At 66.5% G+C, this 11,884-nt stretch carries 11 protein-coding genes; 4 read left to right on the top strand and 7 right to left on the bottom strand.

Going from position 1 to position 11,884, the window contains the following annotated elements; translation table 11 throughout:
* Positions 1 to 18 precede the first annotated feature (18 nt).
* Positions 19 to 939: a chemotaxis protein CheV gene (locus EDC34_RS08885; RefSeq protein WP_114960436.1), complete on the bottom strand. Its 921-nt coding sequence runs from the start codon at positions 937 to 939 to the stop codon at positions 19 to 21.
* A 90-nt stretch (positions 940 to 1,029) separates the two neighbouring features.
* Between EDC34_RS08885 and EDC34_RS08890 the strand changes: the two genes are divergently transcribed.
* From EDC34_RS08890 to EDC34_RS08905, 4 genes are all read left to right on the top strand, one after another.
* A complete protein-coding gene (locus tag EDC34_RS08890) occupies positions 1,030 to 1,605 on the top strand; it encodes a flagella basal body P-ring formation protein FlgA (protein ID WP_114960437.1) in 576 nt (191 codons plus the stop codon).
* A gap of 80 nt (positions 1,606 to 1,685) precedes the next feature.
* Positions 1,686 to 1,997, top strand: coding sequence for a flagellar biosynthesis anti-sigma factor FlgM (gene flgM, locus EDC34_RS08895; protein ID WP_114960438.1), 312 nt, complete (start codon positions 1,686 to 1,688; stop codon positions 1,995 to 1,997).
* Between the two features lie 7 nt (positions 1,998 to 2,004).
* On the top strand, positions 2,005 to 2,349 hold the full coding sequence (locus EDC34_RS08900; protein WP_114960439.1) for a flagellar protein FlgN: 345 nt from the start codon (positions 2,005 to 2,007) through the stop codon (positions 2,347 to 2,349).
* Positions 2,346 to 3,584 carry an ATP-binding protein gene (locus tag EDC34_RS08905; RefSeq protein WP_114960450.1) on the top strand — a complete coding sequence of 413 codons (1,239 nt, stop codon included), beginning with the start codon at positions 2,346 to 2,348 and terminating at the stop codon, positions 3,582 to 3,584. Before EDC34_RS08900 ends, EDC34_RS08905 begins: the two co-directional genes overlap by 4 nt.
* A gap of 57 nt (positions 3,585 to 3,641) precedes the next feature.
* Here the strand turns inward: EDC34_RS08905 and EDC34_RS08910 are convergent, their stop codons facing one another.
* The 6 genes from EDC34_RS08910 to EDC34_RS08935 all read right to left on the bottom strand — a co-directional run bounded on the left by EDC34_RS08910 (position 3,642) and on the right by EDC34_RS08935 (position 11,757).
* Positions 3,642 to 5,414 (bottom strand): EAL domain-containing protein, encoded by a 1,773-nt coding sequence (locus EDC34_RS08910; RefSeq protein WP_114960440.1) that lies wholly within the window; start codon positions 5,412 to 5,414, stop codon positions 3,642 to 3,644.
* 3 nt (positions 5,415 to 5,417) lie between these two features.
* On the bottom strand, positions 5,418 to 6,677 hold the full coding sequence (locus EDC34_RS08915) for a cyclic di-GMP phosphodiesterase (protein ID WP_114960441.1): 1,260 nt from the start codon (positions 6,675 to 6,677) through the stop codon (positions 5,418 to 5,420).
* A gap of 311 nt (positions 6,678 to 6,988) precedes the next feature.
* Positions 6,989 to 8,290 (bottom strand): TniQ family protein, encoded by a 1,302-nt coding sequence (locus tag EDC34_RS08920; protein ID WP_114960442.1) that lies wholly within the window; start codon positions 8,288 to 8,290, stop codon positions 6,989 to 6,991.
* Positions 8,287 to 9,273, bottom strand: a complete 987-nt coding sequence (locus tag EDC34_RS08925; RefSeq protein WP_132982874.1) for an ATP-binding protein — start codon at positions 9,271 to 9,273, stop codon at positions 8,287 to 8,289. The genes EDC34_RS08920 and EDC34_RS08925 overlap by 4 nt, the downstream gene beginning before the upstream one ends.
* 5 nt (positions 9,274 to 9,278) lie before the next feature.
* Entirely contained in the window at positions 9,279 to 11,159 is a 1,881-nt protein-coding gene (locus EDC34_RS08930; RefSeq protein WP_114960444.1) for a hypothetical protein, read from the bottom strand.
* Positions 11,146 to 11,757: a hypothetical protein gene (locus EDC34_RS08935; protein ID WP_140197682.1), complete on the bottom strand. Its 612-nt coding sequence runs from the start codon at positions 11,755 to 11,757 to the stop codon at positions 11,146 to 11,148. Before EDC34_RS08935 ends, EDC34_RS08930 begins: the two co-directional genes overlap by 14 nt.
* Positions 11,758 to 11,884: the final 127 nt, after the last annotated feature.

The following is an 11,884-nucleotide window of genomic DNA, read 5'->3' on the forward strand; positions in this document are numbered from 1 at the left end:
AATCAAATAGATATTAGATCAATTTGATGTGATTTCAGAAATGCGAGCAGTGATCCGCTCCGCCAGTTCCTGCTGCGAATACTTGGGAACGAAGTCGTCCGCGCCCACCCGTTCGACCATCGCCTGGTTGAACACGCCCGACAGTGAGGTGTGCAGCAGGACGTACAGGTCGTTCAGCATCGGGTCGCGACGGATTTCCGACGTCAACGTGTAGCCGTCCATGGCCGGCATCTCGATATCGGAGATGACCATCGCGTAGCGCTGCGAGGGGCGCTGCCCGCCGGCGGCGATCTGCTTGAGGTGCTCCAGCGCCTGGCGGCCGTCGGACAGCTGGGTGCAGCCCAGCCCCAGCTGGTCCAGCACGCTGCGGATCTGGTTGCGCGCCACCCGCGAATCGTCCACCACCAGCACTTCGCGGCCGCCCCCCTGCGCCACCGGCAGGATCGACACGCTGGCCTGCTGCGCCGGCAGCGCCTCGGCCAGCACGCTTTCCACGTCCACCAGCTGGATCAGCTCGTCGTGGTAGCGGGTGACGCCGGTGAGGTAGTGGGGGTCGCTGCCCAGCTCCGGCGGGGGCTTCACGTCCTCCACCGCGATGTTCACGATGCGGTCCACCGCCGAGACCAGGAAGCCCTGGACGGTGCGGTTGAACTCGGTGACCACCAGGTAGTTGGCGGCCACCTCGCCGGGCTGGCCGATGGCGGCCGCCAGGTCCAGCACAGGCACGCTGCGCCCGCGGATGTCGGCGGCGCCGAGGAACCCCGGCGGCAGCTGGGGCAGGGTGAACAGGGGCGGGCGCAGCAGGACTTCCTGCACCTTGAAGACGTTCACCCCGAACACCTGCCGCCCTCCCAGCCGGAACAGCAGCAGGGCCAACCGGTTGTGGCCGGCCAGGCGGATACGTTGGTCGATGCGGTCGAGCAGCTGGTTGCGTGCCATGCGGGCATTGTCGGCCGCAAGCCCGGCGTCTTGAGCCGGCATGTCTCTTGCTTCAGGAAGGCCAACCCTGTTTGCACGGACCCACCGCCCATGCGGACCCCGCACTCCCACCCCGGCTTCCAGCCCCGACCTCAACCCGTCCCCAGAGGGCTGCGGCCTGCCTGCCTGGGCGGCCTGCTGTTCGCTGCGCTGTCCCTGGGCGCGCCCGCGCAGTCCCTGCAGGACCTGGCGGCGATCCAGCAGGCCGCGCTCACCGCCCTGCAGGCTGGTCCCAGTGCCCAGGCGATGGTGGCCCCGGGGCTGCGCCTGGCGGCCTGCCGGCAGCCGTTGGTCGCGGTGCCCAGCACCCCGACCGTGGCCGACGTGCGCTGTCCCGATATCCCGGGCTGGCGCCTGTTCGTTCCGGTCCGCAACGCACCGCTGGCACTGGCCGCCAGCCCCGCCGCCGCAGGCGCCCCTGCAGATGGCGGGGCGCCGGCCGTTATCGTCAAGCGCGGCGACCCGGTGGTGCTGCGCGCCCGGATCGGCAATTCCGAGATCCGCATGGGCGGGCGCGCCCTGGGGCAGGCCATGGCCGGGAACATCCTGAACGTGGAAAACGACAGTTCGCACCGGATCATCCGCGGCCGCCTGAACGCGGACGGTGCGGTGGACGTGGTCAATTGAGTTTTTTCGCCGAATCCGCCTAAAGTCCGGTTCGAGACGGCCGTTAACCCGCTCGAACCCGTCATCCGGAGCCGCTGGCCATGACCACGAAAATCGAAGGCAACCTGCCGGCGAAGCCCGTGGAGGCGAGAGCCGTCACCGAAGCCGCCCAGGCCCGCGCCGGCAACCCGCGCGCGCCCGCGGTGCAGGCCACGCCCCCGGTGGACAGCCTGCGCCTGACCGGCGAGGCGGTCGGGCTGAAGGCGATGGCCAAGGAACTGGCCGGGCCGTCCAAAGTGGACATGGCCAAGGTCAAGGAAATCCGCAGCGCGATCGACAACGGCAGCTACCAGATCAACCCGCAGGAAATCGCCGACCGCCTGCTGGCGCTGGAACGCGAAATCCTGAAGTGACACGCCCATGAGCACCGACGTCGACGTGCACCCGCTGGACGCGCTGGAACAGGCCCTGCAGGCCGAGCGCCGGGCCCTGCTGGAGCACGACGTCGATGCCCTGATGCAGTCCGCGCAGGCCAAGCTGGTCGCCTTGCGCGATGCCGAGCGCATCGCCGGCCCCGACGACCACGCGCGCATCCGCGAGCTGCACGAACTCAACCGCGCCAATGCAGTGCTGCTGGCGCGCCGGCGCCGGGAAGTCGCCTGGACGTTGCGCCACCTCGGCCGCAGCGAGGCCACCGGCACCTACGACGTTTCCGGCTTTGCCAGCACGGCGCGCGCCGGAGGCCGCTGGCTGGGGTGTGGATGAGCGAACCTCCCGCGCAGCCCTCGGGACTGTGGAGCGATGACGCCCTCTGGGCGGCCCGCGCCATCCAGTTCCCGGTCCTGTTCCTGGACGCGCAGCGCCGCGTACACCAGGCCAATCCCGCTGCGCAGGCGCTGGCCGCGAAGCTGGTCGGCGATGGTCGTGCGGAATCCCTGGTGGCGCTGGTCAGCGACGAGCAGTGGGCCGCCGCGCTGCGCGATGGCTACTGGAAAGGCATCGTGCGCCCGGACCCGCAGCATCCGCTGGCGCTGGAAATCCACTGCGGGCAATCCCCGGATACCGACCACTGCCTGATGGTGGTGCTGGATATCAGCGAACGCGACGAGCGCCAGCGCCAGTACGCCGAGTTGCAGCGCACGGTGGACCGTCTGGCCACCGCCCAGGAACAGCTGCTGCGTTCCGAGAAGATGGCTTCGATCGGCCAGCTGGCCGCGGGCGTGGCGCACGAGATCAACAACCCGATCGGCTACGTCGGTTCCAACCTGGGCACGCTGCAGGATTACAGCAGCGCGCTGCTGTCGCTGGTCGAGAAATACCACGAGGTGCTGTTCTCCGAGAATCCGCAGGCGCGCCGCCAGGAGATCGTGCAGGCGCGCCAGCAGCTGGACATCGACTACATCCTCGGCGACCTGCCCAACCTGCTCAGCGAGTCGCGCGAGGGCATCGAGCGGGTCACCAAGATCGTGCAGGACCTCAAGGATTTCTCGCGGGTGGGCCGCGACCAGAAGATGCAGCCGGCCGACCTGCTGCAGGGGCTGGACTCCACCCTCAACATCGTCTGGAACGACCTCAAGTACAAGGTGCGGCTGGAGAAGCACTACACCAGCCTGCCGCTGGTGGAATGCCTGGCGTCCGAGATCAACCAGGTGTTCCTGAACCTGCTGCTGAACGCCGGCCAGGCCATCGAGCAGCGCGGGACCATCGTGCTGGCCAGCGGCTGCGACGACGAAGAGGTCTGGATCAGCGTCACCGACAGCGGCTGCGGGATCCCGCCGGAGGCGATGCCGCACCTGTTCGACCCATTCTTCACCACCAAGCCGATCGGGCGCGGCACCGGGCTGGGGCTGGCGATCTCATACAGCATCGTGGCCAAGCACCACGGCCGGATCGAGGTCACCAGCAAGGTAGGGCAGGGCAGCACGTTCCGGGTGGTGCTGCCGATCCGGCAGGAGCCCGCGCAGGACCCCAGCGAGACGGCGTCCCCGCCCAGCGCCTGATCCGGCCTGCGGGCACCGTGGACGCCCAGGCCTCGACCGTGGGAAGCCCGCGAACGCTCAGCCCGCGTCCACGTCCGCATCCGTGGCCACGCCGCGCCGTTGCTCCGCCAGCCGGAACGCAGCGCGGATGTGCCCACGCAGTTCGGCGTCGTCCCAGGGCTTGAGCAGGAAGCGGTAGGCCGCGCCCTGGTTGACCGCTTCGCTGATCGTGTTCACGTCGGTATAGCCGGAGAGCGCCAGCCGCACGGTATCCGGGTACATGTCGCGCACCCGGCCCAGGAATTCGGTGCCGCTCATGTCCGGCATGCGCTGGTCGGAGACCACCACCTGCACCTCGTTGCGCGCCAGCAGGTCGAACGCCTCGTTGACGCTGTTGGCGGTCAGCAGGCGGTAGCCGTCGCGGCGCAGCAGCCGCACCAGCGAACGCAGGACGTTTTCCTCGTCGTCCAGCAGCAGCAGGGTGCGCGCTGGCTGCTGCGCCGTGCTGGTCTGGAACACCTGCGGCAGCAGGAAGCGCCGGCGCAGCAGCTCGTCCACCTCGGCACCGGGCAGCGGCGGGCTGAACAGGTAGCCCTGGAAGAAATCGCAGTGATGGCGGCGCAGGAAGCCCAGTTCGGCATCGGTTTCCACGCCCTTGGCCACCACGGTCATGCCCAGGCCGTGGCCCATGGCGATGATGGCGCGCACCAGCGCGGCGCTGCGCGGCGTGCGGGTGACGTCGCGCAGGAAGCCGCGGTCGATCTTGAGGCGGTCCAGCGGATGCTGGGCCAGCGCGGTCAGGCTCAGCCCGCGGGTGCCGAAATCGGCGAGGCTGAGGGTGGCGCCCAGCGCGCGCAGGCCGGCCAGGTTCTCGGCCACGTGCGGGGCGTCCACCGCGAGCACGGCTTCCGAGATCTCGAACTCCAGCGCGCTGGCAGGAACCTCGTTGCGATGGAACAGCTCGCCCACCAGGTCGAGGCATTCGCCACGCTCCAGCAGGGCCCCGTCCAGCGGCACCGCGGCGGTCAGGTAGTCGATCCCGAGCTCGCGCCACGCACGCACCTGCTGCAGCGCGGTTTCGATCGTCCAAAGCGCCACCGGACCGGCCAGGCCCGCACGCTCCACCGCGGGCAGCACGCGGTTGGCGCGCAGCACGCCCTCCTGCGAGGTATGCCAGCGCAGCAGCGCGCTGCAGGAGACGATGCTGCCGTCCTGGGCGCTGACCACCGGCTGGTAATAAAGGCGGAACTCGCTCTGCGCGATCGCATCCACGAACCGGTGGCCCTGGCCCTGTACCGGGTCCAGCGCGGCGTCATGCACCGGCTCCGGGACGAACACCGCCTGCCCGCCGGGACCGCTGCGCTTGGCCCGGCGCATGGCCTGCTCGGCCGCGGCCAGCAGGCCGGCCGCATCGTGTGCATGCTCCGGATATACCGCGATGCCGATCGACAGGGTGATGTCGAGCACGAACGGCGGCACCTGCACCGGGGTCTCGAACGCCTCGCGCAGGCGTTCGGCCATCACGTCGCCATCCGGCTCGCCCTCGCGGTAGGCGACCGCCACCACAAATTCCTCGCTCGCCAGCTGCCACAGCCAGGCATCGGCGGGCACCGCCTGGCGCAGGCGCCGGGCCACCACCGACAGCGCCTGCTCCACGATGTTCTCGCCGAGGGTGGCGTTGATCGTCCCGACCCCGTCCACGTCGATGTGGAGCAGGGCCAGCCTGCGCTGCGCGCCGCCGATGCCCGCCAGTACCGACCCCAGGCTGGGCCCACTGGCGCCGAGCCGGTAGATCTCCGCGCGCGGCGAAGTCGGGGGCTCGCTGTGGATGCGCTCGTCGGAATGCGCCATGGGTCAGAGCCAGAGGGCTTCGAGGTTGGTGAAGCCCCATTTTTCCGGGTTTTCGGGGCCGACGATACTGTCCCGGCACGCCGGATCCGCGAGGTCGAGCGTGTGCACCAGGATCTTCTGCTGGCGGCGCAGGGAATAGAACACGCGCACCTTCGGCTTGAGCAGGGAGTCGCCGCCGGGTTCCGCCACCACCGCCAGGTGCTCCGATGCCAGCCGCACCAGCGCGCCGACCGGGTAGATGCCCACCGTCTTCACGAAGGCATTGAACACCCGGCGATCGAAATGCCCGTCCCAGCGCGCCATCTCGCGCATGGCCCCGGACGGATCCCACGGGGCCTTGTAGGCGCGCACCGACGTGACCGCGTCGTACACGTCGCAGATCGCGCCCATGCGCGCCAGCAGCGAGATTTCCTCGCCGCGCAGCCCGTGCGGATAGCCGCGGCCGTTGATCTTCTCGTGGTGGTGCAGGGCGATGTCCACCACGCCGGCATCCGCGCCGGCCTCCTGCAGCGCGCGCGCACCGGCCTGCGGATGGGTCTTCATCACCGCGAATTCCTCATCGGTGAGCTTGCCCGGTTTGTTGAGGATTTCGAGCGGCATGAACGCCTTGCCGAGGTCGTGCATCAGCCCGCCGCAGCCGGCCATCTTCGTCTGCGCCGGGTCCAGGCCGAGCTGGCGCGCCAGCGCCAGCATCAGCGCCGCCACCGCGACCGAATGCAGGTAGGTGTAGTCGTCGTGGGTCTTCAGCCGCGCCACGCTGATCAGGGCGTTCGGATTGCGCAGCATCGAGGCGTTCATTTCCTCGATCAGCGGCAGCACCCCATCCTGGCGCACGCTGTTGCCCAGGCGCAGATCCTCGAACATCTGCATGACCTGCTGCTTGCCGGACAGGCAGATCTCGCGCGCACGCTCGATCTCGGCATGCAGCGCCACCAGACCGGCCGAACGCGGGGCAGGGGCGGGCATGCGGTCCTGCGCGATTGCCTCGCGTTCGGCCTCGGTCAGCGCGTCCGCTGCACCTTCAGGCGCTTCGTCTTCCGCCAGCGCTGCCGCCGCATCATCCTCCGCGTCCAGCCCCAGCCCGCGGCTGGTGTCGATCCACACGCTGTGGATGCCGGATTCGAGGATGCGCTGCAGGTCCTTGGGGTCGTCCAGCAGGAAGCTGTTGCGCAGGAACGGATGCCGCAGCCAGGACCCACCGAGCTTGTGCAGGTACATGCCGACCTGCAGGCGCGCGACCGGGATTTCGTGAATGCTGCTCATGCGGGCGAGTATCCGTTCCTGACTGCGCAATGTCCTTTGCCGAACGTGCAGTCTAGGGCCGGCCCGCGCCGCCTGCAGCGGGGCGGCAGACGTGTCTGCCGCACAGAAGGGTGCAAATTCCAACTATCTGAAAACCCTAGGCAGGTAGATCCTCTCAAGGTCAAGTATATGCGGCTCCCGGCGCATAAATCCATGTCGCATGCGCCTCGGCCCCAGAAATCTCTGCCTCAGGAACGGCACCCGGCAGGTAACTGTGCAGCACCCTCGCTGATCAGGGGGTTGTTCCTACCCGAGCGCCGGCTCCTGATTGCTTAGAAGGTTCCGCGCTGCCGCGTCCAGCCAATTCGAGCGGACGGCAGCTCGCCCTCTGGAAGGTCCAACAATACCCAAGGCAGGCGCCGAACCGGCCGGTGATGTTGAGCGTCATACAGCGCCGGGACATGGCGCCCGAGGGCTACCCGCAACCCGTCGGCGTAGCCCCGCGTCAAGATCCGGCGCACCAGCGCGTCCACCAAGCGAAGCCCGTGGGTGTTGTCCCAGATACGCTGCCTGAGACCGGGCTGGACGAGGGTGCGACGCCCCGTGGAGTTCGCCACGATCGCCGCGAGCAGGCCTGCGCACCTCAGCACGGATCGATCCAGGACCTCTGTGGACAAGTACATCTCGCGGCTGCCCGGGAAGGCGGGCAGTTGGCCGAAGGCCCGCCGCATGTCGCTGGCTGGCCCTACCAACGTGGGCAGGTGCTCGCGAGGCACCATTGCGAGCAGCTGGGCGCCGATGCGCTGAAAAGCGACAAACCACTCTAACGGCAGGGCGACCAAGCTCGGCTGAGCGCTTTCCAGTCCACTTTTAGGCCCCACCCGACTCGAGGTGAACCGCACGCTGTGATCTAGCTCAACCCGCTCCGACAGCAAGGTCCCGGTCTTCTGAGAGCTATTGCCGAACCAGTGTAAGGCGGTCCAAGCTCGGTCGTCGAACTCTTCGGGGGCGATCAGCCAGGTGCGACCACGACTCGATGCCGCGCGTTGCAGATGGTCTTCGATCGCAGTGTGTTTGTGTCCCCGCACGGTTGCCTCGCCCACGACGCTGGCCACGTAGTCGACCAAATCGTGTCCGCAACGACACCGGCCCACCGGCAGGTCGCGCTGAACGTCTACCGCCAAGGGGCTCTCGCACTTGGGACAGGCATCGATCAACGCCACGCCGTGCCACGGGCAGCAAACCACGCCGGGCATCTGGAATAGCAGGGAATGGTAGCAAGAGCGAGCACAGACAGGGCACACCCGCAGCCGCCACGACATCTGCTCGAAGGGCATCGGGCCCCCGAATGGCCACCACTCTTCCGGCCGCCAATAACTCTTCTCGATGAACTCAGACTTTGGAAAGCTGAAACGCAACGCGGCCTGCTGGGGGATGCCGCGCGTCAGCCGGGCGAAGGCATCATCGCCGGCGCGCAGGCTTAAGTGAAGGAAGCTGCGTAGGTCGCGTCGGTGCAGATGATTGAGTCGGGTGGCGCGCCAGAACACACCGAAGCTGGAAGTGCCTTCGTAGTTTTCCCAATGCTCCCCGACTAAGCGCGGGTCAAGCATCGGCAGGACCGTCGCGGTGTTCATCGGCACCCCTGCGGCTGGTAGGTGTGGCGCGACTTCTCCAGTTCAACCAGGCCGGCGGCCCTCAGCGCAGCGATGAGCTGCTCGTCATCGAAGGACTCGAAGCTCGGTGTGCAGGGAATAGTTGCCGTCAGCAGATACACGACCGTGGCTTCGAAGCTCTTCATGGGCCAAGTCCACTCGGTCGATAGTCTCGCTTCGGCGCGCAGGTGGCTGGCGCAATCCCATAAACGCTGCGCGTAATTGGCCAGACGAAAGCCATTGGCGAACGCGACCGGGGCGAAGTGCTGCGTGTAGCTGATACCGGTGCCCGGCGGCCACTCGGTCCCTTCGTCGTAGCGTGTGAGCGCGTAGGCAACCTCATCCACACCGACCAGACCGGTGAACTCGTGCTTGCGCACTAGGAAGCGGCCGGTTACATGCGGCGGGTGATCGTTGCTGGGCAGCACTTCATTGCTGAACCCGGTAATGTCTCGCTGGTGGAAGAGTACTACGAAGAAGTAATAGCCAGCCCGCGTCATGCGGTTGTCGAGCGTGACCAGGTGCTCGTAGTCGGCTGGCAGCAGGCGCTGCGCTTCGTCCAGGAACAGGATTATTAAGTGAGTTCCTGAGTTCTGAGCCACCTCGATGAGGCGCCCCATCAGCTGCGTGCAAAGTTCGTCCGGGCTGGCCCGCGAGGGAACACGCACACCCAGCAGTATCAGAAGGCTCCGGAAGAAGCTGCTGTCGGTGCGCTTGTGCGTGTCGGGAGCATCAACGCGCAACATCGCTGCCGGGCGCTGTGCGAGCCAGAAGGGATGATCGATGAGGTAGGTGATCGATTCGGTCTTACCAAAGCGAGCAAAGCCAAACACACCCAAGCCACGATAACCCATGTCGATGGATGCGTTGATCGCATCGGCGACGCGCTCGATCGAGTGGGTGGCGATCAGTGGACGAAAAAGTTGCAGTAACGGGTGCAACAGGAGATCGATAATCGCATTCATGGGCATTAGTCCTTGCGCAATGCGAAAGACGTTCTGCCCGCGCGCGGGTGCACGACGGGCGGCGGGACCGTAGGTCCAGCAGGGTTGCCGTTGGCGTTGGCCGGGATGCCGTGCTGGATTTGCAGGCGGGCGAATTGGTCGGCGACCGTACGGGCCTTGAGCGCCTCTTCGTGGGCGAAGGCGTGGTACGCCTTGACCGCGTCGCCGGCACCGGCGATGTCGATCAGGCCACGGTGGCGCGCGGTATTGATCAACTGGCGCAGATGCAAGTCATGGGGACTTTGCTGCCACGGTGGCAATGCCGACAGCCTTGACCAAGGCGTGTGGTCCGTCGGGTCGAGCAAGACCAAGTGCCGCAGGTCCTCAATGCTCACCTCGGCTGGGAAGGAGTCGCCAATCCGACCCCACTGTCCATTTAGCCGCTGGCTGCGATAGATCGCATCCTTGTATTGGACGAAGGGTTGGCGACGGGCAGCTTCATCGCCACGGATGCGGACGTTGAGACGAATCGTCGCCACACGAAGGGCATCGCGCGCCGCTTCGGTCGCCTGCCAGGTCCAGCCAGAAGCTAGGTGCGTGTGCAGAACGGTCTTTGGCAAGCGATTGTGCAGGCCGCTGTGCGGGGTCACGTTGTGACCGGACGCGATCACGTCCATCAAGTCCAACATGCCTTCCCAATGCAGCGGATGATCTTCCGAACGCAGGTACGAAGTGGCGACCTTCTTTTCGTTGGCTCGCGATTGCGGGTGGAAGCCACCAGCGATTCCTCGTAGCGCGCCTTGCTCCAAGCGGCGGAAGAAGGCTTCAATGATCGGCCGGCCCTCAGGCACGTGTGCGCGACCGAAGTTGAACACCCCCCGGAAGTGATCTACCAGATTGTCGACGGGCAACTTCGCCAGGTGCGACATCGCGTTGTCACCTGCTGACACGATCGGACGGCCACAGCAGTCGTGCTCGTCGAAAGGCAAGCCCAGCACTGCCCCTTCGGCGTAGTGCATGTTCGGGACGATAAGCTCTCTTGGCGCCCATGGTTTAAGCGCGTTACTAAACAGCCGCAAGACATGAAACTGGTTGTATTCGCCCAGTACCAGCAAGTAAGAGAGCAGGTAGCGACTGGCGGCACACACCAGTGCGAGCAAAGTGACCTTGGTGATGCGTCGCTGCACAAGCTGGCCGTCGGGATGCGGAATGTCGAGCACCCAATCGACGTCCTGCTTGTGTGCATCGAACTCGCACCGATCCAAGGGTGCGAGGGTGAACAGCTGATTGAAACGCTTGGTCGTCGGCGGCGTTGCGTCAACTTCAGCGCCACCGGCCTCGCGACGCTGCTTGCGCACGCGCTTGTGATAGTTGAGCAGCACGCGGCGTCCTTCGTCGGGTTCACAAAGTGGATACGTGCCCTTGTCCAACAGCGTGCGGGCCTTCGCCTTGAAGCTGCCAAAGTGCCGATCGAAGGCGCGCGCCTTTGCCTTGCCGGATGGCAACGGCCCGTTGTATGCCAACACGAGATCCTTCAAGTCCGAATAGGCGTCGAGCAGGCGCGAGAACGAGTAGGCCACGCCCTTGGTCGGCGGCGCCACTGGAACCGCCTTGTCGGACGGCGGCTTGGGCAACCGATGCCGGAACGGAATACAGGCTCGAAAGCCCAATGGTTTCTTGTCGGTATGCAGCTGCGGCGCTTTTTCCGCATCGTTCGCGACGGTGCGCGGATCCACGCCATAGCGGGCCGCGGCCGCCCGGAATGACATGCCGCCGGCCACCGCCTGCAATGCATTGCAACGCGACAAGTAGGACGCCTGATATTCCTGGTCGATACCGTCCACCGGCGGCCGCGGCCACGTACGCAGGTCGACACCGACGATCGCGGTAAGATCACGCTTGGCCATGGGCGCTTCTCCGTTCGAGCACGCTAAAGCGGGTCAGGTGTGCCGGATCGACCAGTGCCAGTTGGCCGGTGCACACAAGGTCAACGGCGATCGCGCGCACATCCGCGGCATGGAAGCCCCGCAGCGCGCTCTCAATCTGGCCGAAGCTCGCCCGCGTGAGCGTGTCGAATTGCGCCATTACCTGAGTGCGCAAGGCCTCGCGGTTGGGCAAGGTCAGGGCGGTTTGCGCGTATGGCAGGAGGCGATACCAGGTCCCCAGCGAAGCGGCGTCCTTCTGGAGGTCTTCCTCGTAGCAGAACTCCAACGACAGCTGCGCGTGCTGCGCCGCTTCGATCAGTGCGCGCGCGCGCCGATACTCACGCCGGGGAGAGCGCGGGCTCAAGGTGTCGTCGATCGCCACGACCAACCAGAAGCGCTCGCGGCCCCGCGGCTCGCGGGTCCAGAAGTCCAGTTCCACCGGATCGCCCTGCACATCCAGGGTGCGCGGTCGTTCGACGTAGGCCAAGGTGAGCGGATTGAACTCGAAGCGTAGCGCTACCGCCATGCGCACGCACTCGATGAGCTCCACGCGACGACCCAGCTTCGGGGAGTTGAACACATACAAGTCGCCGCGGCGGCGTTCCGACTTGGTCGTAACCTCCCCCTAATCCCGGACACCTGAGAAGTAGAGCTTTCTGGCATCTTTCCGCCAGGAGGTTCCATGAAGAAGTCGAAGTTCAGCGAGA

The sequence above is a fragment of the Thermomonas haemolytica genome (assembly GCF_004346265.1).
In the GTDB taxonomy this organism is placed as follows: Bacteria; Pseudomonadota; Gammaproteobacteria; order Xanthomonadales; family Xanthomonadaceae; genus Thermomonas; species Thermomonas haemolytica.

Coding starts and splice junctions, on each gene's coding strand:
- EDC34_RS08885 (WP_114960436.1), bottom strand. CDS start 939: ATGGCACGCAACCAGCTGCTCGACCGCATCGACCAACGTATCCGCCTG.
- EDC34_RS08890 (WP_114960437.1), top strand. CDS start 1,030: ATGCGGACCCCGCACTCCCACCCCGGCTTCCAGCCCCGACCTCAACCC.
- flgM (WP_114960438.1), top strand. CDS start 1,686: ATGACCACGAAAATCGAAGGCAACCTGCCGGCGAAGCCCGTGGAGGCG.
- EDC34_RS08900 (WP_114960439.1), top strand. CDS start 2,005: ATGAGCACCGACGTCGACGTGCACCCGCTGGACGCGCTGGAACAGGCC.
- EDC34_RS08905 (WP_114960450.1), top strand. CDS start 2,346: ATGAGCGAACCTCCCGCGCAGCCCTCGGGACTGTGGAGCGATGACGCC.
- EDC34_RS08910 (WP_114960440.1), bottom strand. CDS start 5,414: ATGGCGCATTCCGACGAGCGCATCCACAGCGAGCCCCCGACTTCGCCG.
- EDC34_RS08915 (WP_114960441.1), bottom strand. CDS start 6,677: ATGAGCAGCATTCACGAAATCCCGGTCGCGCGCCTGCAGGTCGGCATG.
- EDC34_RS08920 (WP_114960442.1), bottom strand. CDS start 8,290: ATGAACACCGCGACGGTCCTGCCGATGCTTGACCCGCGCTTAGTCGGG.
- EDC34_RS08925 (WP_132982874.1), bottom strand. CDS start 9,273: ATGAATGCGATTATCGATCTCCTGTTGCACCCGTTACTGCAACTTTTT.
- EDC34_RS08930 (WP_114960444.1), bottom strand. CDS start 11,159: ATGGCCAAGCGTGATCTTACCGCGATCGTCGGTGTCGACCTGCGTACG.